The 22,507-nt window shown below is 64.0% G+C and carries 25 protein-coding genes; 22 read left to right on the top strand and 3 right to left on the bottom strand.

Annotation, left to right across the window (positions count from 1 at the left end):
* Positions 1-31: 31 nt before the first annotated feature.
* The gene (gene suhB, locus C167_RS0131485) at positions 32-847 is read right to left on the bottom strand and encodes an inositol-phosphate phosphatase (protein ID WP_017522297.1); all 816 of its coding nucleotides are present in this window, start codon (positions 845-847) and stop codon (positions 32-34) included.
* 146 nt (positions 848-993) lie between these two features.
* Here suhB and trmJ point away from each other — a divergent pair, with 146 nt between their 5' ends.
* The 21 genes from trmJ to C167_RS0131380 all read left to right on the top strand — a co-directional run bounded on the left by trmJ (position 994) and on the right by C167_RS0131380 (position 19,661).
* Positions 994-1,773 carry a tRNA (cytosine(32)/uridine(32)-2'-O)-methyltransferase TrmJ gene (gene trmJ / locus C167_RS0131480; RefSeq protein WP_017522296.1) on the top strand — a complete coding sequence of 260 codons (780 nt, stop codon included), beginning with the start codon at positions 994-996 and terminating at the stop codon, positions 1,771-1,773.
* Positions 1,766-2,545, top strand: a complete 780-nt coding sequence (gene cysE / locus C167_RS0131475) for a serine O-acetyltransferase (RefSeq protein WP_017522295.1) — start codon at positions 1,766-1,768, stop codon at positions 2,543-2,545. The genes trmJ and cysE overlap by 8 nt, the downstream gene beginning before the upstream one ends.
* A 140-nt stretch (positions 2,546-2,685) precedes the next feature.
* Positions 2,686-3,180, top strand: coding sequence for a Fe-S cluster assembly transcriptional regulator IscR (gene iscR / locus C167_RS0131470; RefSeq protein WP_017522294.1), 495 nt, complete (start codon positions 2,686-2,688; stop codon positions 3,178-3,180).
* 28 nt (positions 3,181-3,208) lie between these two features.
* On the top strand, positions 3,209-4,423 hold the full coding sequence (locus tag C167_RS0131465) for an IscS subfamily cysteine desulfurase (protein ID WP_017522293.1): 1,215 nt from the start codon (positions 3,209-3,211) through the stop codon (positions 4,421-4,423).
* Positions 4,424-4,450: 27 nt separating this feature from the next.
* Positions 4,451-4,837 (top strand): Fe-S cluster assembly scaffold IscU, encoded by a 387-nt coding sequence (gene iscU, locus C167_RS0131460; protein WP_015478505.1) that lies wholly within the window; start codon positions 4,451-4,453, stop codon positions 4,835-4,837.
* A 26-nt stretch (positions 4,838-4,863) separates the two neighbouring features.
* On the top strand, positions 4,864-5,187 hold the full coding sequence (iscA, locus tag C167_RS0131455; protein WP_017522292.1) for an iron-sulfur cluster assembly protein IscA: 324 nt from the start codon (positions 4,864-4,866) through the stop codon (positions 5,185-5,187).
* An 8-nt stretch (positions 5,188-5,195) separates the two neighbouring features.
* Positions 5,196-5,717 (top strand): co-chaperone HscB, encoded by a 522-nt coding sequence (gene hscB, locus C167_RS0131450; RefSeq protein ID WP_017522291.1) that lies wholly within the window; start codon positions 5,196-5,198, stop codon positions 5,715-5,717.
* Between the two features lie 45 nt (positions 5,718-5,762).
* Positions 5,763-7,622 (top strand): Fe-S protein assembly chaperone HscA, encoded by a 1,860-nt coding sequence (gene hscA, locus C167_RS0131445; RefSeq protein WP_017522290.1) that lies wholly within the window; start codon positions 5,763-5,765, stop codon positions 7,620-7,622.
* Between the two features lie 6 nt (positions 7,623-7,628).
* Entirely contained in the window at positions 7,629-7,967 is a 339-nt protein-coding gene (gene fdx, locus C167_RS0131440) for an ISC system 2Fe-2S type ferredoxin (protein WP_017522289.1), read from the top strand.
* 14 nt (positions 7,968-7,981) lie between these two features.
* Positions 7,982-8,182, top strand: coding sequence for a Fe-S cluster assembly protein IscX (iscX, locus tag C167_RS0131435; protein WP_017522288.1), 201 nt, complete (start codon positions 7,982-7,984; stop codon positions 8,180-8,182).
* Between the two features lie 250 nt (positions 8,183-8,432).
* The gene (gene ndk / locus C167_RS0131430) at positions 8,433-8,864 is read left to right on the top strand and encodes a nucleoside-diphosphate kinase (protein WP_017522287.1); all 432 of its coding nucleotides are present in this window, start codon (positions 8,433-8,435) and stop codon (positions 8,862-8,864) included.
* Between the two features lie 27 nt (positions 8,865-8,891).
* Positions 8,892-10,040 (top strand): 23S rRNA (adenine(2503)-C(2))-methyltransferase RlmN, encoded by a 1,149-nt coding sequence (gene rlmN, locus C167_RS0131425; protein WP_017522286.1) that lies wholly within the window; start codon positions 8,892-8,894, stop codon positions 10,038-10,040.
* A gap of 15 nt (positions 10,041-10,055) precedes the next feature.
* Positions 10,056-10,814: a type IV pilus biogenesis/stability protein PilW gene (gene pilW / locus C167_RS0131420; RefSeq protein ID WP_017522285.1), complete on the top strand. Its 759-nt coding sequence runs from the start codon at positions 10,056-10,058 to the stop codon at positions 10,812-10,814.
* Complete coding sequence (locus tag C167_RS0131415) at positions 10,811-11,842, top strand: helix-turn-helix domain-containing protein (protein ID WP_026079406.1); 1,032 nt, start codon at positions 10,811-10,813, stop codon at positions 11,840-11,842. The genes pilW and C167_RS0131415 overlap by 4 nt, the downstream gene beginning before the upstream one ends.
* 1 nt (position 11,843) lies before the next feature.
* Positions 11,844-12,956 (top strand): flavodoxin-dependent (E)-4-hydroxy-3-methylbut-2-enyl-diphosphate synthase, encoded by a 1,113-nt coding sequence (gene ispG, locus C167_RS0131410; protein ID WP_017522283.1) that lies wholly within the window; start codon positions 11,844-11,846, stop codon positions 12,954-12,956.
* 18 nt (positions 12,957-12,974) lie between these two features.
* Positions 12,975-14,264: a histidine--tRNA ligase gene (gene hisS / locus C167_RS0131405; RefSeq protein WP_017522282.1), complete on the top strand. Its 1,290-nt coding sequence runs from the start codon at positions 12,975-12,977 to the stop codon at positions 14,262-14,264.
* A gap of 23 nt (positions 14,265-14,287) precedes the next feature.
* Positions 14,288-14,932 (top strand): YfgM family protein, encoded by a 645-nt coding sequence (locus C167_RS0131400; protein ID WP_017522281.1) that lies wholly within the window; start codon positions 14,288-14,290, stop codon positions 14,930-14,932.
* A 1-nt stretch (position 14,933) separates the two neighbouring features.
* Entirely contained in the window at positions 14,934-16,076 is a 1,143-nt protein-coding gene (bamB, locus tag C167_RS0131395; RefSeq protein ID WP_017522280.1) for an outer membrane protein assembly factor BamB, read from the top strand.
* Positions 16,077-16,161: 85 nt separating this feature from the next.
* Positions 16,162-17,649: a ribosome biogenesis GTPase Der gene (der, locus tag C167_RS0131390; protein ID WP_017522279.1), complete on the top strand. Its 1,488-nt coding sequence runs from the start codon at positions 16,162-16,164 to the stop codon at positions 17,647-17,649.
* Positions 17,650-17,730: 81 nt separating this feature from the next.
* A complete protein-coding gene (locus tag C167_RS0131385) occupies positions 17,731-18,879 on the top strand; it encodes a pyridoxal phosphate-dependent aminotransferase (RefSeq protein WP_017522278.1) in 1,149 nt (382 codons plus the stop codon).
* Positions 18,867-19,661 carry an amidohydrolase gene (locus tag C167_RS0131380; RefSeq protein ID WP_017522277.1) on the top strand — a complete coding sequence of 265 codons (795 nt, stop codon included), beginning with the start codon at positions 18,867-18,869 and terminating at the stop codon, positions 19,659-19,661. The genes C167_RS0131385 and C167_RS0131380 overlap by 13 nt, the downstream gene beginning before the upstream one ends.
* Before the next feature lie 136 nt (positions 19,662-19,797).
* Here C167_RS0131380 and C167_RS0131375 read toward each other — a convergent pair whose 3' ends face one another.
* A complete protein-coding gene (locus tag C167_RS0131375; protein ID WP_017522276.1) occupies positions 19,798-20,751 on the bottom strand; it encodes an aldo/keto reductase in 954 nt (317 codons plus the stop codon).
* Positions 20,752-20,883: 132 nt separating this feature from the next.
* Between C167_RS0131375 and C167_RS0131370 the strand changes: the two genes are divergently transcribed.
* Positions 20,884-21,216, top strand: coding sequence for a DUF5629 family protein (locus C167_RS0131370; protein WP_026079405.1), 333 nt, complete (start codon positions 20,884-20,886; stop codon positions 21,214-21,216).
* A 34-nt stretch (positions 21,217-21,250) separates the two neighbouring features.
* Here C167_RS0131370 and C167_RS0131365 read toward each other — a convergent pair whose 3' ends face one another.
* Entirely contained in the window at positions 21,251-22,489 is a 1,239-nt protein-coding gene (locus C167_RS0131365; RefSeq protein WP_017522274.1) for an OprD family porin, read from the bottom strand.
* Positions 22,490-22,507: the final 18 nt, after the last annotated feature.

Raw genomic sequence — 22,507 nt, 5'->3', positions numbered from 1 at the left:
TTGCCGGGCTTTTTTCTTGCGTCACTCAGGCTCAGCGCTTGAGCGAGGCCGGCAGGTGCGGCTGGATGCTGGTCAGCAGGGCCTTGAAGCACTTGGTGTTGCCGGCAACGATCTGGCCCTTCTCGAGGAATTCGTGACCACCGGTGAAGTCGCTCACCAGGCCGCCTGCTTCCTGGATCAGCAGGGCACCCGCTGCCATGTCCCACTCGGACAGGCCGAATTCCCAGAAGGCGTCGTAACGACCGGCGGCGACATAGGCCAGGTCCAGGCTGGCGGCGCCGGCGCGGCGGATGCCGGCGGTCTGGCCGACCAGGCTGCGGAACATGCCCAGGTAGGCGTCCAGGTTGTCCATTTGGCTGTCGCGGAACGGGAAGCCGGTGCCGAGCAGGGCGCCTTCCAGGCTCTTGCGGTTGCTGACGCGCAGGCGGCGTCCGTTCAGCGCGGCGCCACGGCCGCGGCTGGCGGTGAATTCTTCCTGGCGGATCGGGTCGAGGACCACGGCGTGCTCGAGGCGGCCGCGGTACTTGCAGGCGATGCTGACGGCGTAGTGCGGAACGCCGTGGATGAAGTTGGTGGTGCCGTCCAGCGGGTCGATGATCCACAGGTAGTCGGCGCCTTCGCCGCTGCCTTCCAGCACGCCACCCTCTTCGCCCATGATCCCGTGGTTCGGGTAGGCCTTGCGCAGGGCGGTGACGATGGAGAGCTCGGCCGCGCGATCGACTTCGGTGACGTAGTCGTTGGCTTCTTTCTCGTTGACCGACAGGGTATCCAGGCGTTCGATGGAGCGGAAGATCAGTTCACCGGCGCTGCGAGCGGCGCGCAGGGCGATATTCAGCATAGGCTGCATGGAGAGGTCACCTGGGTCGTTAAAGAAAGCCGGACATTCTAGCAGAAAGCGCCAGCGTTCATAGAGCGACCTGTCGCCTGCGTGGCGCAAGACCCACTGCTGCGGTAGGATTCCCTCCCTTTTTCGCTTTTGTGTGGAGTCGCGCGTTGCTCGACAAAATTCGCGTGGTGCTGGTCAACACCAGCCATCCCGGCAATATCGGCGGTACGGCCCGTGCGATGAAGAACATGGGTTTGTCGCGCCTGGTGCTGGTCGATCCGATGGACTTCCCCAGTGGTGAGGCGCGTGCGCGTGCTTCCGGTGCCGATGACATTCTCGACGCGGCCGTGGTCGTTCCCACCCTTGAGGATGCCCTGGCGGGCTGCAGTCTGGTGCTCGGCACCAGCGCCCGCGATCGCCGCATCCCCTGGCCGCTGCTCGATCCTCGCGAATGCGCCACCACCAGCCTGGAGCACGTCCAGCAGGGTGGCGAGGTCGCTTTGGTGTTCGGTCGCGAATACGCCGGCCTGACCAACGAAGAGCTGCAGCGATGTCAGTTCCACGTGCATATCCCGGCCAATCCCGAGTTCAGCTCGCTGAACCTGGCGACGGCAGTGCAGGTGCTGGTCTACGAGGTGCGCATGGCCTGGTTGGCCGTTCAGGGGCAGCCGACCAAGCAGGAGAAGGTCGAGTCCACGGCGATGCTCAACAGCGTACCGGTGACGTCGGATGAACTGGAGCGCTTCTACGCGCACCTGGAATCGACCCTGGTGGACATCCAGTTCCTTGACCCGCAGAAGCCGCGCCACCTGATGTCGCGCCTGCGCCGCCTGTATGGCCGCGCCGGTGTCAGCAAGCTGGAGATGAATATCCTGCGGGGTATTCTCACCGAGACACAGAAAGCTGCCCGTGGGGAGCTTTCCAAGCGGAGTGATGAAGATGTTTGAGCGTGTACGCGAAGATATCCAGAGCGTATTCCATCGTGATCCAGCGGCGCGCAACGCTTTTGAGGTGCTCACCTGCTACCCGGGGCTGCACGCTGTCTGGCTGCATCGCCTGGCCCATGGTCTGTGGACGTCCGGCTGGAAGTGGCTGGCGCGCATGGTGTCGAACTTCGGTCGCTGGATGACCGGCATCGAGATCCATCCGGGCGCGAAGATCGGTCGCCGCTTCTTCATCGATCATGGCCTGGGCATCGTCATCGGCGAGACCGCCGAGATCGGCGACGACGTAACCATCTACCAGGGCGTGACCCTGGGCGGCACCAGCTGGAACAAGGGCAAGCGCCACCCGTCCCTGGCCGATGGCGTGGTGGTGGGAGCGGGCGCCAAGGTGCTCGGTCCGTTCACCGTCGGTGCCGGCGCCAAGGTCGGCTCCAATGCCGTGGTGACCAAGGAGGTGCCGCCAGGCGCTACCGTCGTGGGCATTCCCGGGCGGATCATTGTCAAGGACGATGCCGATCAGGCCGCCAAGCGCCAGGCCATGGCCGAGAAGCTCGGGTTCGATGCCTACGGCGTCAGTCAGGACATGCCCGACCCGGTGGCCCGCGCCATTGGCCAATTGCTCGACCACTTGCAGGCGGTCGATGGTCGTCTCGAGGGTATGTGCAAGGCTCTGACAGCCCTGGGTAGCGATTACTGTGCGAAAGATCTTCCGGTTCTGCGGGAAGAGGACTTCGCTGGAGTCAAGGACGAGGAGAGCAGCAAGTCGGCGCAGTGATGCGCCGGCCCTTGCATTGCTGCTACAATACGCCGCCGTTCGCTGGCTAATTCCGACTAAAGTAATAGGTCTTATAGTTGACTTAAATAGTCGGAAAAGAGCATACTCCCGCCATACCAGCGATTCTTCCGGATTTCCCCATGCGATTGACCACCAAAGGCCGCTATGCCGTCACCGCCATGCTCGATCTGGCGTTGCACGCCCAGCGTGGCCCGGTTTCTCTCGCCGATATCTCCGAGCGCCAGGGTATCTCCCTGTCCTACCTGGAACAGCTGTTCGCCAAGTTGCGCCGTGGCAACCTGGTGGTCAGCGTGCGTGGTCCGGGCGGCGGCTACCAGTTGTCCCGCGACATGACCGGTATCCACGTCGCCCAGGTGATCGATGCGGTCAACGAGTCGGTCGATGCCACCCGCTGTCAGGGTCAGGGCGACTGCCACTCCGGCGATACCTGCCTGACCCACCACCTGTGGTGCGACCTCAGCCAGCAGATTCACGAGTTCCTCAGCGGCATCAGCCTGGCCGACCTGGTCGAGCGCCGCGAAGTTCAAGAGGTCGCCCAGCGCCAGGACGAGCGTCGCTGCTCGGGCACCAAGCCGCTGCGCCTCGACAAGATTGAAGCGTCCGCCATCGATTGAGCGAACGCCCGCCTGTAGGAGTTACCTGATGAGATTGCCGATTTACCTCGACTACTCCGCCACCACCCCGGTGGATCCGCGTGTCGCTCAGAAAATGGCCGACTGCCTGCTGGTTGACGGCAACTTCGGCAACCCGGCTTCGCGCTCCCACCTCTTCGGCTGGAAGGCCGAGGAAGCGGCTGAGAATGCCCGTCGCCAGGTCGCCGAACTGGTCAATGCCGACCCCCGCGAGATCGTCTGGACTTCCGGTGCCACCGAATCCGACAACCTCGCCATCAAGGGCGTGGCGCACTTCTACGCGACCAAGGGCAAGCACATCGTCACCTCGAAGATCGAGCACAAGGCGGTCCTGGACACCTGCCGCCAGCTTGAGCGCGAAGGCTTCGAAGTGACCTACCTGGAACCGACCCCCGAGGGCATCATCACCCCGGCGATGGTCGAGGCAGCGCTGCGTGACGACACCATTTTGGTCTCGGTCATGCACGTGAACAACGAAGTCGGCAGCATCAACGACATCGCCGCCATCGGCGAGCTGACCCGCTCGCGCGGCATCCTGCTGCATGTCGATGCCGCTCAGTCGGCCGGCAAGGTGGACATCGACCTGGAGAAACTCAAGGTTGACCTGATGTCCTTCTCCGCCCACAAGGTCTACGGTCCCAAAGGCATGGGTGCGCTGTACGTGCGCCGCAAGCCGCGCGTGCGCCTGGAAGCCCAGATGCACGGTGGCGGCCACGAGCGCGGCATGCGTTCGGGCACCCTGGCGACCCACCAGATCGTCGGCATGGGCGAAGCCTTCCGCATTGCCAAGGAAGAAATGCACCAGGAAATGGCCCGCATCGAAGGCCTGCGCAAGCGCTTCTTCGATCAGGTTCAGGGCCTGGAAGAGCTGTACCTCAATGGCAGCTCCACTGCCTACGCGCCGAACATCCTCAACGTCAGCTTCAACTATGTCGAAGGCGAGTCGCTGATGATGTCGCTCAAGGACCTGGCCGTTTCGTCCGGTTCCGCCTGCACCTCGGCCTCGCTGGAGCCGTCCTACGTGCTCCGCGCCCTGGGTCGCAACGACGAACTGGCGCACAGTTCCATCCGTTTCAGCTTCGGCCGCTTCACCACTGAAGAAGAGGTCGACTACGCCGCCAAGAAGGTGGTGGAAGCCGTTTCCAAGCTGCGTGAGCTCTCGCCGCTGTGGGATATGTTCAAAGAGGGTGTCGACCTGTCCAAGGTCGAATGGCAGGCCCACTGACCCGCCCCATAGAAGTGAGGATTAGCCATGGCTTACAGTGACAAGGTCATCGACCACTACGAAAACCCGCGCAACGTCGGCAAGCTCAATGCCGAGGATCCGGACGTCGGCACCGGCATGGTCGGTGCCCCGGCCTGCGGCGACGTGATGCGCCTGCAGATCAAGGTCAACGAGCAGGGCGTCATCGAAGATGCCAAGTTCAAGACCTACGGCTGCGGTTCGGCCATCGCCTCCAGCTCCCTTGCCACCGAGTGGATGAAGGGCAAGACCCTGGACGAAGCCGAATCCATCAAGAACACCACCATCGCCGAAGAACTGGCCCTGCCGCCGGTGAAGATCCACTGCTCGGTACTCGCCGAGGACGCCATCAAGGCGGCCGTGCGCGACTACAAGCAGAAGAAAGGTCTGCTCTGAAGCGATTCGTTGAGTAAGGAGTTCCCATGGCCATCAGCATGACCGAATCCGCCGCCAACCACGTTCGCCGCTCCCTCGAAGGGCGCGGCAAGGGCGAGGGCATTCGTCTTGGCGTGCGTACCACCGGGTGTTCCGGTCTGGCCTACGTGCTGGAGTTCGTCGATGAGCTGGCAGCCGAGGACCAGGTCTTCGAGAGCCACGGCGTGAAGGTCATCATCGACCCGAAAAGCCTGGTCTACCTCGACGGCACCGAGTTGGACTTCACCAAGGAAGGCCTCAACGAGGGCTTCAAGTTCAACAACCCGAACGTGCGCGGTGAGTGTGGCTGCGGCGAAAGCTTCAACGTCTGAGGCCGGGCGTGGGTAGTCCCTGTCATTTCGCGCTGTTCGACCTGCAGCCCGGCTTCCTGATCGATCTGGAAGTCCTCGGCAATCGCTACCGGGAGCTGGTGCGCAACGTCCATCCGGACCGTTTCGCCGATGCTTCCGAGCGCGAGCAGCGATTGGCGCAGGCCAAGGCCGCCGAACTCAACGATGCCTACCAGACGCTGAAGAGTGCTCCGCGTCGTGCCCTGTACTTGTTGGCCCTGCGCGGCGATGCGTTGCCGCTGGAAGCCACGGTGCAGGACCCGGAGTTCCTTCTGCAGCAGATGCAGCTGCGCGAGGACCTGGAAGACCTGCAGGACAGCGCCGATCTCGAAGGCGTGGCGCAGTTCAAGCGTCAATTGAAAACCGCCCAGCAACAGTTGGAAGCGGATTTTGCCGACTGCTGGGATGATGCCGCCCGCCGCGACCTGGCCGAACGCCTGGTGCGACGCATGCAGTTCCTCGACAAGCTGGCGCAGGAAGTGCGGCAGCTTGAAGAGCGACTCGACGATTAATCCGCGTGGCCCCGAGTCGCGCCCGATAGCCTGATTAGAAACCGCATGGCCCTACTGCAGATCGCCGAGCCCGGACAAAGTCCCCAGCCACACCAGCGTCGTCTGGCGGTTGGGATCGACCTGGGCACCACGAATTCCCTGGTCGCTGCTGTGCGCAGCGGTGTCGCGGCGCCGTTGCCGGACGATCGCGGCGAAGTGATCCTGCCTTCGGCGGTGCGTTACCACGCCGATCGCATCGAGGTGGGTGAGAGCGTCCGTGCCACCGCCTCGCAAGACCCGCTGAACTCCATTATCTCGGTCAAGCGCTTCATGGGCCGCGGCCTGGAGGACGTGAAGCAACTGGGCGGCCAATTGCCGTACCGCTTCACCCAGGGCGAATCGCACATGCCCTTCATCGAAACCGTCCAGGGTGCCAAGAGCCCGGTGGAGGTCTCGGCCGAAATCCTCCGTGTCCTGCGTCAACGCGCCGAATCCACGCTGGGTGGCGAACTCGTCGGCGCGGTGATCACCGTTCCGGCCTATTTCGACGACGCCCAGCGCCAGGCCACCAAGGACGCCGCGCGTCTGGCTGGCCTGCATGTGCTGCGCCTGCTCAACGAGCCGACCGCTGCTGCTGTGGCCTACGGCCTGGACAAGAACGCCGAAGGCCTGGTTGCCATCTACGACCTGGGCGGCGGCACCTTCGATATCTCCATCCTGCGCCTGACCCGTGGCGTCTTCGAGGTCCTGGCCACCGGTGGCGACACTGCCCTGGGCGGCGACGACTTCGACCATGCCATCGCCGGCTGGGTCATTGAGCAGGCCGGTATCTCGGCCGACCTCGATCCCGGCGCCCAGCGCCGCCTGCTGCAGACTGCCTGTGCCGCCAAGGAAGCCCTGACCGATAGCGCCAGCGTCGCCGTCGCCTACGGCAGTTGGTCTGGCGAGCTGACCCGCGCGCAGATGGATTCCCTGATCGACCCGCTGATCCAGCGCAGCCTCAAGTCCTGCCGCCGTGCCGTGCGTGATTCCGGCATTGAGCTCGAAGAGGTCAGTGCCGTGGTCATGGTCGGCGGCTCCACCCGTGTGCCGCGTGTGCGCGAACTGGTGGGCGAACTGTTCGGTCGCGAGCCGCTGACCGATATCGACCCGGACCAGGTGGTCGCCATCGGCGCCGCCATCCAGGCCGATGCCCTGGCCGGCAACAAGCGCGGTGAAGAGCTGCTGCTGCTGGATGTCATTCCCCTGTCGCTCGGCCTGGAAACCATGGGTGGGCTGATGGAGAAGGTGATTCCGCGCAACACCACCATTCCGGTGGCCCGCGCCCAGGAATTCACCACCTACAAGGATGGCCAGACGGCCATGATGATTCACGTGCTGCAAGGCGAGCGTGAGCTGGTCAAGGACTGCCGGTCCCTGGCACGCTTCGAGTTGCGCGGCATTCCGCCAATGGTGGCGGGCGCGGCGAAGATCCGCGTCAGCTTCCAGGTCGACGCCGATGGCCTGCTGGGTGTTTCCGCCCGCGAGCTGTCCTCCGGCGTCGAGGCGAGCATCCAGGTCAAGCCGTCCTACGGCCTGACCGACGGCGAAATCGCCCGCATGCTGCAGGATTCCTTCCAGTACGCCGGTGACGATATGGCTGCCCGCGCGCTGCGTGAACAGCAGGTCGAGGCCCAGCGCCTGCTGGAGGCCGTGCAGTCTGCGCTGGACGCTGACGGCGAGCGCCTGCTCGACGCCGACGAGCGCCTGGTCATCGATGCGGGCATGGACTCGCTGCGCGAGCTGGCTACCGGCAGCGATGCCGCTGCCATTGAACTACAGATCAAGCGTCTGTCCCAGCTGACCGACGCCTTTGCCGCGCGCCGTATGGACGCTACCGTCAAAGCCGCACTGGCCGGTCGCCGGCTCAATGAAATCGAGGAATAAGCGAAGATGCCGCAGATTGTCTTTCTGCCCCACGCCGAACACTGCCCTGAAGGTGCGGTGATCGAAGCCCAGCCGGGCGAAACCATCATGAAGGCAGCGCTGCGCAACGGCATCGAGATCGAACACGCCTGCGAGATGTCCTGTGCCTGCACCACCTGCCACGTGATCGTCCGCGAAGGCTTCAACTCCATGGAGGCCTCCGACGAGCTGGAAGACGACATGCTGGACAAGGCCTGGGGGCTGGAGCCGGATTCGCGGCTGTCCTGCCAAGCGGTGGTCGGCGAGACCGATCTGGTGGTGGAAATTCCGAAATACACCATCAACCAGGTGTCTGAAGGTCACTGAGGCGGAGTGTTCGCATGAGTCTGAAATGGGTTGATGTACTCGAAATCGCCATCCAGTTGGCCGAATCCAAGCCGGACGTGGATCCGCGCTACGTGAATTTCGTCGATCTGCATCGCTGGGTGCTGGCATTGCCGGAGTTCAGCGACGATCCTTCCCGTGGTGGGGAAAAGGTTCTGGAAGCCATCCAGGCTGCCTGGATCGAAGAGGCCGACTGAGGCGGCGGCTCACCAGAGCCGCGTACCCATTTGTCATGAACCCGCGTATAATTCGCGGGTTTTATCTTTAGGTGAGCTGTCGAAAATTTCTCCGCGGGAATTTTCCAGTCGCCGGCCCTGTCGCAGTCGGGCCGGTTCCGCGGCTTCCGCCCCACGGGCGCAGCGCGCGGCAAACCCTAGAATCGCAGGAGCTCCTGGCCACGCCAGGGGCTTCTTGGCATTACCAACCTTGCTTTTCGGAGTTATTTCCATGGCCCTGCAACGTACCTTCTCCATCATCAAGCCTGACGCCGTTTCCAAGAACGTCATCGGCGAAATCCTGACCCGCTTCGAGAAAGCCGGCCTGCGCGTCGTCGCTTCCAAGATGGTTCAGCTGTCCGAGCGCGAAGCTGGCGGTTTCTACGCCGAGCACAAAGAGCGCCCCTTCTTCAAGGACCTGGTTGCCTTCATGACCTCCGGCCCGGTCGTTGTTCAGGTTCTGGAAGGCGAAGATGCCATCCTGCGCAACCGTGAACTGATGGGCGCCACCGATCCGAAGAAAGCCGACGCCGGCACCATCCGCGCCGACTTCGCCGTTTCCATCGACGAGAACGCCGTACACGGTTCCGACTCGGAAGCTTCGGCTGCCCGCGAAATCGCTTACTTCTTCTCCAGCACCGAGGTGTGCGAGCGCATTCGCTGATAACGGCGAATGAGCGAGGGTGAATCCATGACTGATACCGCTGTAAAGGCCAACCTGCTGGGCATGACCAAGCCCCAGCTCGAGGAATTCTTCGAGTCCATCGGTGAAAAGCGCTTCCGCGCCGGCCAGGTGATGCAATGGATTCACCACTTTGGCGCTGTGGAATTCAGCGCCATGACGAACGTCGGCAAGGCCTTGCGCGAAAAGCTCGAGGCCGTTGCCGAAATTCGTCCTCCGGAGATCGTCAGCCAGGACATTTCCGCTGACGGTACCCGCAAGTGGGTGGTGCGCGTGGCCTCGGGCAGTTGCGTCGAGACCGTGTATATCCCGCAGGGCGGCCGCGGTACCCTGTGCGTGTCGTCGCAGGCCGGTTGCGCGCTGGACTGCAGCTTCTGCTCCACCGGCAAGCAAGGCTTCAACAGCGACCTGACCTCCGCCGAGATCATCGGCCAGGTGTGGATCGCCAACCAGTCATTCGGGACCATCCCGGGCAAGATCGACCGTGCCATCACCAACGTGGTGATGATGGGCATGGGCGAGCCGCTGCTGAACTTCGACAACGTCGTGAGCGCCATGAGCATCATGATGGAAGATCTCGGCTACGGTATTTCCAAGCGCAAGGTGACTCTGTCCACCTCGGGCGTGGTGCCGATGATCGACAAGCTCGCCGAGGTCACCGACGTGTCCCTCGCCCTGTCGCTGCACGCACCCAGCGACGAACTGCGCAACAAGCTGGTACCGATCAACAAGAAGTACCCGCTCGAGATGCTGCTCGATTCCTGCTATCGCTACATCACGCGCCTGGGCAAGGAGCGCGTGCTGACGATCGAGTACACCCTGCTGGCCGGCGTCAACGACCAGCCCGAGCATGCTGAGCAACTGATCGCACTGCTCAAGGATTTCCCTTGCAAGATCAACCTGATTCCGTTTAATCCGTTCCCGCACTCCGGTTACGAGCGGCCGAGCAACAATGCCATCCGCCGTTTCCAGGACATGCTGCACAAGAGCGGCTTCAACGTGACCGTTCGTACCACCCGTGGCGACGATATCGACGCCGCCTGTGGTCAGCTGGTAGGCCAGGTGATGGACCGCACCCGCCGCAGCGAACGCTACATTGCTGTACGACAACTGGCTGCGGACGCCGAACAGGCCCCGACCAACGCCACTCGAAACTGACTAGGGAGGATTCCGATGACCCTGCGCGCCGCGCTGAGCTTACTGTTGGCAACCGTGCTGACGGGTTGCGTGACGACTGGTAAACAGGATCCTCTGAAGACCGAGAAGGGCCGGGAAGAGGCGCGCGACGCCTATATCCAGCTCGGTATCGGCTACCTTCGCGCGGGCAACGCCGAACAGGCCAAGGTACCGCTGCGCCAGGCGCTGGAAATGGATCCCTCCAGCGCCGACGCTCATGCTGCGCTGGCCGTGGTCTACCAGGCAGAGATGGAGCCCAAGCTGGCCGAGACGGAGTACCGCAAGGCGCTGTCCGCCCGCTCCGACGATGCGCGCATCCTGAACAACTATGGCGGCTTCCTGTTCGAGCAGAAGCGCTATGACGAGGCTTACAAGGTCTACCTCAAGGCGTCCGAGGATGGCCTGTATCCCGAACGTTCGCGTATTTTCGAGAACCTCGGGCTGGTCAGCCTTCAGCTCAAGCAACGCGACCAGGCCAAGGAATACCTGGAGAAGGCCGTCCGGCTGAACCGCAACCAGCCCAGTGCGCTGATCGAACTGGCTGAGCTGAATTACCAGGATCGTCAGTACGTTCCCGCCCGCGCTTACTATCAGGAATACCTCAAGCAGGGTCCGCAGACCGCGCGCAGCCTGCTGTTGGGGATTCGACTGGCAAAGATTTTCGACGACCGGGATACCGCTGCCAGCTACGGGCTGCAACTCAAGCGCCTGTATCCCGCATCTCCTGAATACCAGGCATACCAGGCGGATAAATGATGAATACGTCGCAGCCCGATGTCATCGGCACGACCCGCGCCAACCCTGGCGAAACACTGCGCCAGGCGCGCGAAAACAAGGGCTGGAGCACCGCTCAGGTCGCCGGCCAACTGAACCTGACCGAGAACGCCCTGCGCTCCCTGGAGCAGGGTTCGTTCGAACAGTTGCCGGGCCACACCTTTGCCCGTGGCTACATCCGTGCCTACGCCAAGCTGCTGGGCATGGACCAGGCGCAGATGGTCACCGCCTTCGACCAGTACACCGGTACCGACGCCACCGGCAGCAACGTCCAGGCTCTGGGGCGCGTGGTCGAGCCGGTGCGCCTGTCGCGCAACCTGCTGCGCCTGTTCAGCCTGATCCTGCTGGCCGTGCTGATCGGCTTCGGCTACTTCTGGTGGCAGGAGCGCTCCGCGCGCCCGGCCGAGACCGGCAGCCTCAACATGGAGCACGTCGAGGTCGAGAGCGCCGACGGCACCACCGAGATCCACACCCTCGACGAGCCGGAAGACCAGGCAGTCGCCGAGGACCAGGCCAATACCCCGGCGATCCCGAACGAGCCGGCTGGCGATAACGGTGGCGCCGAGGCTCCGGCAGAAGGCACCCCGCCGGTTGCCGCTGTCCCTGCAGCTCCGGGCGCCCCTGCTTCTGCCGCTACGGCTCCGGCACCGGCTATCGCGGCCCAGCAACCGGCAGCACAGCCGCCCGTTGCCCCCGCAAGCCCGGCCGCTCCGGCTGCCCCTGCCGCTGCGACCGATGCACCGGCCGCTCCGGTGGTCGCTGCCGCCGGCCAGGGCGTGGTCAAGGTTCAGTTCACCGCCGATTGCTGGACCCAGGTGACCGATGCCGACGGCAAGGTCATCCTCGAGGGCCTCAAGCGCAAGGGTGATTCGCTGGAAGTCGCTGCCAAGGCGCCGGTTCAGCTGCGCCTGGGCTTCGCCCAGGGCGCCAAGGTCAGCTACAACGGCCAGCCGGTCGAAGTCACACCGGCGCGCGGGGGCACCGCTCGCCTGAAGTTGGGTGGACAGTAAGATGCATTGCGAGTCTCCGATCAAACGTCGCCTGTCCCGCAAGATCTGGGTAGGTAACGTGCCGGTGGGTGGGGATGCCCCCATCGCCGTGCAGAGCATGACCAACACCGATACCCTCGATGTGGCCGCCACCGTGGCGCAGATCCGTCGTCTGGAAGACGCGGGCGCCGACATCGTCCGCGTCTCCGTGCCGGACATGGACGCCGCCGAGGCGTTCGGCAAGATCAAGCAGCAGGTCAAGGTGCCGCTGGTTGCCGATATCCACTTCGACTACAAGATTGCCCTGCGTGTGGCCGAGCTGGGCGTCGACTGCCTGCGCATCAACCCGGGCAACATTGGTCGCGAAGACCGGGTGAAGGCCGTGGTGGATGCCGCTCGCGAGCGCAACATCCCGATCCGCATCGGCGTCAACGCCGGTTCCCTGGAGAAGGACCTGCAGAAGAAGTACGGCGAGCCAACCCCTGAGGCACTGCTGGAGTCGGCCATGCGCCACGTCGATCACCTCGACCGCCTGGACTTCCAGAACTTCAAGGTCAGCGTGAAAGCCTCCGACGTGTTCATGGCTGTCGCTGCCTACCGCCTGCTGGCCAAGCAAATCGAACAACCCCTGCACCTGGGCATCACCGAAGCCGGTGGCCTGCGTTCGGGTACCGTGAAGTCAGCGGTCGGCCTGGGCATGCTGCTCGCCGAGGGGATTGGCGACACCATCCGCATCTCGCTCGCCGCTGACCCGGTGGAAGAGATCAAGGTCGGCTTCGACATCCTCAAGTCGCTGCGCCTGCGCTCCCGTGGCATCAACTTCATCGCCTGCCCGAGCTGCTCGCGGCAGAACTTCGATGTGGTGAAGACCATGAACGAGCTGGAAGGCCGCCTGGAGGACCTGCTGGTGCCGCTGGATGTCGCCGTGATCGGCTGCGTGGTCAACGGCCCCGGCGAAGCCAAGGAGGCCCACATCGGCCTCACCGGCGGCACGCCGAGCAACCTGATCTACATCGACGGCAAGCCGGCGCAGAAGCTGCAGAACGATAACCTGGTGGATGAGCTGGAACGGCTGATCCGCGAAAAAGCGGCCGAGAAGGCCGAGGCCGACGCCGCATTGATCGTGCGCGGCTGACCGCAACAAGGATCCTAAGTGAGCAAGTCCCTGCAAGCCATCCGTGGCATGAACGACATCCTGCCGGACCAGACCCCGGCCTGGCGCTACCTGGAGCGCACCTTCGCCGGCCTGCTGGACAGCTACGGCTACAGCGAGATCCGTCTGCCGATCCTCGAATTCACCGAGCTCTTCGCCCGCGGCATCGGCGAAGGCACCGACGTGGTCGACAAGGAGATGTACACCTTCCTCGACCGCAACGGCGAATCCCTGACCATGCGTCCGGAAGGCACCGCGGGCTGCGTGCGCGCTGTGCTGGAGCATGGCCTGTCGGGCGGCGGCCAGGTACAGAAGCTGTGGTACACCGGCCCGATGTTCCGCTACGAAAAGCCGCAGAAGGGCCGCTATCGCCAGTTCCACCAGATCGGCGTGGAAGTCTTCAACCTGCCCGGCCCGGACATCGATGCCGAGCTGATCATCCTCACCTGGCGCCTGTGGCAGAAGCTGGGCATGGCCGACGCCGTGACCCTGCAGCTGAACACCCTGGGTTCCAGCGAAGCGCGTGCACGCTATCGCGATGACTTGGTGGCCTACCTGCAGGAACGCTTCGAGCAGTTGGACGAAGACAGCCAGCGCCGCATGACCACCAATCCGCTGCGCATCCTCGACAGCAAGGTCGAGAGCACCCAGGCCCTGCTGGTCGGCGCGCCGAGCCTGCACGACTACCTGGACGAGGAATCGATCGCCCACTTCGAGGGCCTCAAGGCCCGCCTGGATGCGGTCGGCCTGCGCTATGAAATCAACCAGAAGCTGGTGCGCGGCCTGGACTATTACTGCCGCACCGCTTTCGAATGGGTCACCGACAAGCTCGGCGCCCAGGGCACCGTCTGCGGCGGGGGCCGCTACGACGGCCTGGTCAGCCAGTTCGGCGGCAAGCCGACTCCGGGCGTGGGCTTCGCCATGGGCGTCGAGCGTCTGGTGCTGCTGCTGGAAACCCTGGGCGTGGTGCCCGCCGAGCTCAATCGCCCGGCTGACCTCTATGTCTGCGCCTTCGGGGAGCCGGCTGAGCTGGCTGCGCTGACCCTGGCTGAAAAGCTGCGTGAGGCCATTCCCGACCTGCGTCTGCTGGTCAACGCCGGCGCCGGCAGCTTCAAGAGCCAGTTCAAGAAGGCCGACAAGAGCGGCGCACAGTTCGCAATGATTCTGGGTGACGACGAACTGGCCAACCGCGTGGTAGGTTTCAAGCCCCTGCGTGGCGAGGGCGAACAACAGAATATCGCCTGGGATGCTCTGCCCGAGCACCTGGCTGCCTGCCTCAAGCAGGCCTGAATCGAGCGGATAGGAGTATTGGGGTGAGTAACCGTACCGAAGAAGAACAGCTGGCTGACATCAAGGACTGGTGGCAGCGCAACGGCATGCCCCTGCTGACTGGTGCCGCGCTGGCGCTGATCGTGGTGTTCGGCTGGCAGGCCTGGAAGAAGTACCAGACCAATCAGTCCCAGGGCGCTTCCATCATTTACCAGAACCTGCTGGAAACTGCGCTGAACCCCACCGGCAAGCCCGACACCGCCAAGGTCGCCGAGCTGGCCAACAAGCTGACCACCGACTACGCCGGCACTCCGTACGCCCAGTACGGCCGCCTGTTCGTCGCCAAGGTAGCGGTGGACAGCGGCAAGCTGGATGATGCCGCTCTGGAGCTCAAGGCCATCGTCGACAAGCCGGTGGACGCCACGCTTGGCGAGCTGGCCCGTCAGCGTCTGGCCCGTGTCCTGGCTGCCCAGGGCAAGGCCGAAGACGGCCTCAAGCTGCTCGACGGCAATGTCGACAAGGCCTACGTCGCCACCCGCGAAGAACTGCGTGGCGACCTGCTGCTGCAGCTCAAGCGTAATGACGACGCCCGTGTCGCCTACGAAAAGGCCAAGGCTGCCCTGCCCGAAGACGCCGCCGTCGGCGCCCTGCAGATGAAACTCGACGACCTGGCCAAGGGAGACGCCTGAGATGTTGCGTTGGAAACACGTTGCACTGCTGGCACTGACTTTGATGGCTGTGGGTTGCAGCAGCAATAGCAAGAAAGAACTGCCGCCAGCCGAGCTGACCGATTTCAAGGAAGAGGTCCGCCTGGAGAAACAGTGGAGCCGTTCCGTGGGTGATGGCCAGGGCGACCTGTACAACCTGCTCGAGCCCGCCGTGGATGGCCAGACCATCTATGCCGCGTCCGCCGAAGGCCGCGTCATGGCCATGCAGCGCGAAACCGGCGAAGTGCTGTGGAAGAAAGACCTCGACCTGCCGATCTCCGGCGCCGTCGGCGTGGGCAGCGGCATGGTCCTGTTGGGCACCCTGCGTGGCGACGTGATCGCCCTGGACGCAGGTTCCGGCGAACAGAAGTGGCGCGCCAAGGTCACCAGCGAAGTACTGGCCGCCCCGGCCACCAACGGTGACGTGGTGGTGGTGCAGACCCAGGACGACAAGCTGATCGGTTTCGATGCTTCCACCGGCAACCAGCGCTGGATCTACGAAGGCACCGTACCGGTACTGACTCTGCGCGGTACTGGCGCTCCGCTGATCGCGGGCCGCCTGGCCCTGGCCGGCCTGGCCAGCGGCAAGGTCGTTGCCGTGGACGTCGAGCGTGGCCTGCCGGTCTGGGAAGCGCGCGTTGCGATTTCGCAAGGCCGTTCCGAGCTCGACCGCGTCGTCGATATCGATGGCGGCCTGTTGCTGGTCGACAACGTTCTCTATGTCGCCAGCTATCAGGGCCGTGCTGCGGCGCTGGATGTAAGTACTGGTCGTGTGCTTTGGCAGCGTGAAGCTTCCAGCTACGTCGGCGTCGCCGAAGGTACTGGCAGCGTGTTCATCAGCCAGTCCAGCGGCACTGTGGAAAGCCTCGATTCCCGTGGTTCGTCCTCGCTGTGGAGCAACGACGCCCTGGCTCGCCGCCAGCTGTCTGCTCCGGCCGTGCTGTCGAGCAACGTGGTTGTCGGTGACCTGGAAGGTTACGTGCACCTGCTGAGCCAGGTGGACGGTCGTTTCGTTGGCCGCGAGAAGGTCGACGGTGACGGCGTGCGGGTTCGCCCGCTGGTAGTTGGCAGCTGGATGTACGTGTTCGGCAACAGCGGCAAGCTGGTCGCCTACACGATTCGCTAAGCTGAGTGTTACTGCCGGCCGCTGCCGTGAAAAACGGCAGCGGCCGTCGTGTTTTCTGAAAATCTGAAATTTCCTGGAGAGCCGCATGGTTCCCGTAATAGCCCTGGTGGGCCGCCCGAACGTCGGCAAGTCCACCCTGTTCAACCGCCTGACCCGCACCCGTGACGCCATCGTCGCCGAGTACGCAGGTCTGACCCGCGACCGCCAGTACGGCGAGGCCAAGTGGCAGGGCAAGAAATTCATCGTTATCGATACCGGTGGTATCTCCGGTGACGAAGAGGGTATCGACGCCAAGATGGCCGAGCAGTCGCTGCAGGCCATCGAAGAGGCCGATGCCGTCCTGTTCATGGTCGATTCCCGCGCTGGCCTCACCGCCGCCGACGAGATGATCGCCGACCACCTTCGCAAGAAGAACAAGCGCACCTACCTGGTGGCGAACAAGGTCGACACCGTCGACCCGGATATCGCCCGCGCCGAGTTCAGCCCCCTGGCCCTGGGCCACGCGATCCCGATCGCCGCCGCCCACGGCCGTGGCATCACCCAGATGCTGCAGGAAGCCCTGGGCGAGATGTTCGCTCCGGAGCCCGAGGCACCGGAGGACAACGACCTGCCCGGCGAACTGGAAGAAGTCGCCGAGGGCGAGGAAGCCAAGCGCATCCCCGGCCCGAGCGAGAAGGATGGCATCAAGATCGCCATCATCGGTCGCCCCAACGTCGGCAAGTCCACCCTGGTCAACCGCATGCTCGGTGAAGAGCGCGTGATCGTCTACGACCAGGCCGGCACCACCCGCGACAGCATCTACATCCCCTTCGAGCGCAACGAAGAGAAGTACACCCTGATCGACACCGCCGGCGTGCGCCGTCGCGGCAAGATCTTCGAAGCGGTGGAAAAGTTCTCCGTGGTGAAGACCCTGCAGGCGATCCAGGACGCCAACGTGGTCATCTTCGTCATGGACGCCCGCGAAGGCGTGGTCGAACACGACCTCAACCTGCTCGGTTTCGTGCTGGAGACCGGCCGTGCGCTGGTCATCGCGCTGAACAAGTGGGACGGTATGGAGTCGGCCGAGCGCGAGTACGTGAAGACCGAACTCGAGCGCCGGCTGATGTTCGCCGACTTCGCCGATATCCACTTCATCTCCGCGCTGCACGGCACTGGCGTTGGCCACCTGTACAAGTCGGTGCAGGACTCCTTCCGTTCCGCCGTGACGCGCTGGCCCACCAGCAAGCTCACGCAGATCCTCGAGGACGCCATCCAGGTCCACCAGCCGCCGATGGTCAACGGCCGCCGCATCAAGCTGCGCTATGCGCACCTGGGCGGCGCCAACCCGCCGCTGATCGTTATCCACGGCAACCAGGTGGATGCGGTGCCCAAGGCCTATACCCGTTACCTGGAGAAGACCTTCCGCCGCGTGCTGAAGCTGGTCGGTACGCCGATCCGCATCGAGTACAAGGGCGGTGACAACCCATTCGAGGGCAAGAAGACCCAGCTCACCGATCGCCAGGTCAACAAGAAGCGCCGCCTGATGTCGCACCACAAGAAGGCGGAGAAGAAGAAGAAGGACAAACGTAAATAACGTCTGTCAGGCTTTAGACCGCAAGCCGCAGGCGATAGAGTAGGGACTTCCCTCTCATTGCCTGCAGCCTGTAGTCACGCCATGCTTACCAGCAAACTGCCGAATGTCGGCACCACCATCTTCACCCGCATGTCCCAGCTCGCCGCGCAAAGCGCCGCGCTGAATCTTTCCCAGGGCTTCCCGGACTTTCCGGCTCCCGCGCCGCTGCTCGAAGCGGTCGCCCGCCACGTCATGGCCGGGCACAACCAGTACAGCCCGATGACCGGTCTGCCGGCTCTGCGCGAACAGGTCGCGGCCAAGGTCGCCAGCTTCTATGGCCGCACGGTCAGCGCCGACGCCGAGGTGACCATCGTTCCCGGGGCGACCGAAGGTATTTTCTGCGCGGTGCAGGCGCTGATCCGTACTGGCGACGAAGCCATCGTTCTCGACCCCTGCTACGACAGCTATGAGCCTTCGGTGGAACTGGCCGGTGGCCGTTGCGTACACGTTGCGCTGAGCCAGCCGGACTTCCGCATCGACTGGCAACGTCTGGCAGATGCCATCACCCCGCGCACGCGCCTGATCTTCCTCAATAGCCCGCACAACCCCAGCGGTGCGCTGATCGACCGTGCCGACCTGGATCGCCTGGCCGAACTGATCCGCGATCGCGAAATCTACCTGATCAGCGACGAGGTTTACGAGCACCTGATCTACGACGGCGTACAACACGCCAGTGTGCTGGCCCATGACGAGTTGTATCCGCGCGCCTTCGTCATCAGTTCCTTCGGCAAGACCTACCACGTCACCGGCTGGAAGACCGGCTACGTGGTGGCGCCGCCGGCGTTGTCGGCGGAGATGCGCAAGATTCACCAGTACGTGAACTTCTGCGGCGTGACCCCGCTGCAGTGGGCGCTGGCCGACTTCATGGCCGCGCACCCCGAGCACCTGCGCGAGTTGCCAGGCTTCTACCAGGCCAAGCGCGACCTGTTCTGCGACCTGCTGGAAGGCTCGCGCTTCACCTTCCAGCGTGCCGCCGGCACCTACTTCCAGGTGGTCGATTACTCGGCGATCCGCCCTGACCTCAATGACGTCGCCATGTCCGAATGGCTGACCACCGAGCACGGCGTGGCCGCGATCCCGGTCTCGGTGTTCTACCAGCAGGCCCCGGCGGACATGCGCCTGGTGCGCTTCTGCTTTGCCAAGAAAGAGGAGACGCTGCGCCAGGCAGCGGAACGCCTATGCGCGATCTGAGCCAACTTCCCGACCTCAAGCTTGCGCTGGTGCAGACCACCCTGGTCTGGCACGACGCGAAGGCCAACCGCGAACGCTTCGAGGCGCTGCTGGAGAGTGCCCGCGGCGCGGACGTGGTGATCCTGCCGGAGATGTTCACCACCGGTTTCTCCATGGACTCCGAGACGCTGGCCGAAGCGGAGGAGGGCGCGACCTATGCCTGGCTGCGTGCGCAGGCGTCGAGGCTCGACGCCGTGGTCTGCGGCAGCGTGATCATCCGCGCTGCCGACGGTAGCCATCGCAACCGCCTGCTCTGGGCGCGCCCGGATGGCGAAGTGCAGCACTATGACAAGCGCCATCTGTTCCGCATGGCTGGCGAGCACCAGCATTACACGGCGGGCGAGCAGCAGGTGCTGCTCGAGTGGAAAGGCTGGCGAATCCGCCCGCTGGTCTGTTACGACCTGCGCTTCCCGGTGTGGAGCCGCGATGCCCAGGGCACCGACCTGTTGCTCTACACCGCCAACTGGCCGGCCGCGCGCCGCCAGCACTGGAACCGCCTGCTGCCGGCAAGGGCCATCGAAAACCTCTGTTATGTCGCGGCGGTCAACCGCGTCGGTGAAGACGGCAAGGGCCACGCCTATTCCGGCGACAGCCAGGTGCTCGACTTCCAGGGTGACAGCCTGCTGGCGGCCGGCAATGCCGACGGGGTGTTCCAGATCACCCTGGGCGCGGCGGAGCTGGCGGCCTACCGCGAACGTTTCCCGGCCTATCTCGATGCGGACGAGTTCGAGATCCGACGTTGACCGGATGGCAATCGCGGACGAAGTCCGCTCCTTCGAAAGCCTGATGCTTTTGTAGGAGCGAGCTTGCTCGCGAACCACCCATCTCAAGCGTTGAAGTGTTCGCGAGCAAGCTCGCTCCTACAGGTCGCCCCGTCCTTCAATACGCGCTGGCGGTATTCAACCGCTGGATCGCCTCGTCACCGAGCTTCAGGTCGACCGCCGCGATCAGGTCCGGCAACTGCTCCAGCTTCGACGCACTGGCAATCGGTGCGGTGATGCTCGGGCGGGCCATCAGCCAGGCCAGGGCGACCTGCGTCGGCGTCGCGTTGAGATCGCCAGCCACTTCCTCCAGCGCATCGATAATGGCGAAGCCGCGCTCGTTCATGAAGTTCTTCACCTTGTAGCCGCGCACGCTGCTCTTGCCCAGGTCCGTCTCGCTGCGGTACTTGCCGGTGAGGAAGCCTGCCGCCAGCGAATAGAAGCTGATGACGCCCAGCCCCAGTTGCTGCACCGTCGGCTCCAGATTGGTCTCGTAGTTGGCGCGGTCGTAGAGGTTGTAGTTGGGCTGCAGGCTCTGGTAGTTCGGCAGTTTCAGGCGCTCGCACACTTCACGTGCTTCGCGCAGGCGCCTGGCCTCCAGGTTCGACGCGCCAATCACCCGCACCTTGCCGGTTTCCACGGCTTCGGCGAAGGCCCCCATGGTCTCTTCCATGGAGGTATGCGGGTCGTCGCAGTGCGATTGGTAGAGGTCGATGCAGTCGGTTTGCAGACGCTTGAGCGAGCGCGCCAGCGCTTGCTCGATATACACCGCCGACAGCCCCTTGTGGCCGTTGCCCATGTCCATGCCGACCTTGGTGGCGATGATCACCTGGTTGCGCTTGCCAGTCTTCTTCAACCATTTGCCGATGAGGATTTCTGATTCGCCGCCTTCATGGCCGGGGACCCAGCGTGAGTAAACGTCGGCGGTGTCGATGCAGTTGAGCCCGGCGTCGACCAGTGCGTCCAGCAGGCGGAACGAGGTCGCCTCGTCGGCGGCCCAGCCGAACACGTTGCCGCCGAATACCAGCGCGGGAATCTTCAGGCCGGACTGGCCGAGTTCGCGAGTACGCATCTGCTTTGGCTCCTGGGGCTGTGCGGAAAAGCTCAGTGTAGACGCCGTCCCTGCGGTCGCCGGGCGGAATGACCGGCAGTGGCGCGCCAGCTGGTCTATCATGGCGGCCAGCCCTATTGCCGAGTGCCCGCCATGACCACGACTCCCTACCTGCTGGACCAGCTGGAAACCGCCGACATGCTTTTGATCGACGGTCTGCACGCCTGGCAGTTCGAGCTCAACGAGGCATTGCTGGACCAGGCCGACGCCGCCGCCCACGCCGACCAGCCTTTCGCCAGCGAAGACGTAGTGCTGCAGATCGAGTCCATCGACGGCCGTGATCGCCGCGAATGGCGCTTCAGCTACAACCAGGTGATGGAGGCCAGCTACCAGGCCGAAGACGAGACCTGGCTGTTGCAGTCTGGCGACCAGCAGCACCGACTCTGCTGCCTGGGTGCAGTCGCCGCCAGCGGCGACGACGAGTAACTGCAAAAGGCCCCGCGAGGGCCTTTTTCATGGGTCAGAACGCCAGCGGATAGCAGGTGATGAAGCGCACCTCGTCATAGTCGCTGGCGTAGCTGCTGCGCACCGTGGAGGTCCGCAGGAGGAACGACAGCGCCTTCAGCGGCCCGCTCTGGAGGGTGTAGCCGACATCCGTATCGCGCTCGTACTCGTGGCCATCGCTCTTGCCCGGTCGCGCGATGTCGGTGCCCTTGGTGTAGCGCGTCATCAGGGTCAGGCCCGGCAGGCCGAGGCGGGCGAAGTCGTAGTCGTAGCGCAGCTGGTAGGAGCGCTCCTGTGCCCAGAAGAACCCGCCGTTGGTGACCCAGTTGACCAGGTAGGGCTGCGGCGTATTGCCCAGCAGCATGGGGAACATGTCCTCGCCCAGCATGCGCTGGTAGGTGGCCGACAGCGTGTGGCCGCCGTGCTTCACGCCCAGCCGCGCCCCGTAGGCGCGGTTGTCGATACGACCGGACAACGCCTGCCCGGATTCCTCGTTGTGGAAATAACTCAGGGTGCCGAGCAGCGCGGTGTTCTCCCCGACCGGCTGTTTGAAGTTGGCTCCCACATAGTGTTGGTCATAGATGTCCTCGAGTTGGGCGAAGTAGTAGCTGCTGGACAGCCCCGGCGTCCACTGCGCGTCGACGCCGCCCAGGTTCAGCTTGTTGCTGTCCTGGCTGGCGGTTCGAGTGGCGAGGTAGAACGACTCGCGATCGCTGGAGGCGCGGGTGCTGGTGTTCCACAACTGGGCCGCAGTGAACTTGAAGCGCTCCGACTCCTTCGACTCCAGCATCACGCCCTGAAAGGTCTGCGGCAGTACGCGCACATCGTCCTGGAAGATCACTGGCAGACGCGGCTCCAGCAGACCGACCTTCAGCGTGGTCTTCGAATAGCGCAGCTTGAGCGTGGCGCCACCACGGCTGAAGTCGTCCACCGGCTCGCCGGTCGAGCGGTCATAGGGCAGGTTGCTGTCGTTGCTGGTGCCAGCGCCGCCGTCGAGCTTCAGGGCGTAGAAACCGGTGAAATCCACACCGACACCGATGGTGCCTTCGGTGAAGCCGGAGCTGAACCGAGCGAGCACCGCCTGGGACCAACTGCCGGCCTGGGATTGCGGGGCGTTGTCCTGGCGGTAGTCGCGCAGCATGTAGAAGTTGCGCAGGGTGGTGTCCAGGCGGCTGTCGTCGATCAGGTCGGCCTGGGCGCAGAGGGGCATCAGCGCGCTGCACAGCAGCACACCGGCAAAGCGATTACGGAACATCGTCATCTCCTGGGCACT

It is taken from the genome of Pseudomonas nitroreducens TX1 (assembly GCF_000313755.1).
GTDB lineage: Bacteria > Pseudomonadota > Gammaproteobacteria > Pseudomonadales > Pseudomonadaceae > Pseudomonas > Pseudomonas nitroreducens_A.
The sequence above is the reverse complement of the archived record's forward strand: the minus strand, read 5'-3'. Positions and strand labels throughout refer to the sequence as shown.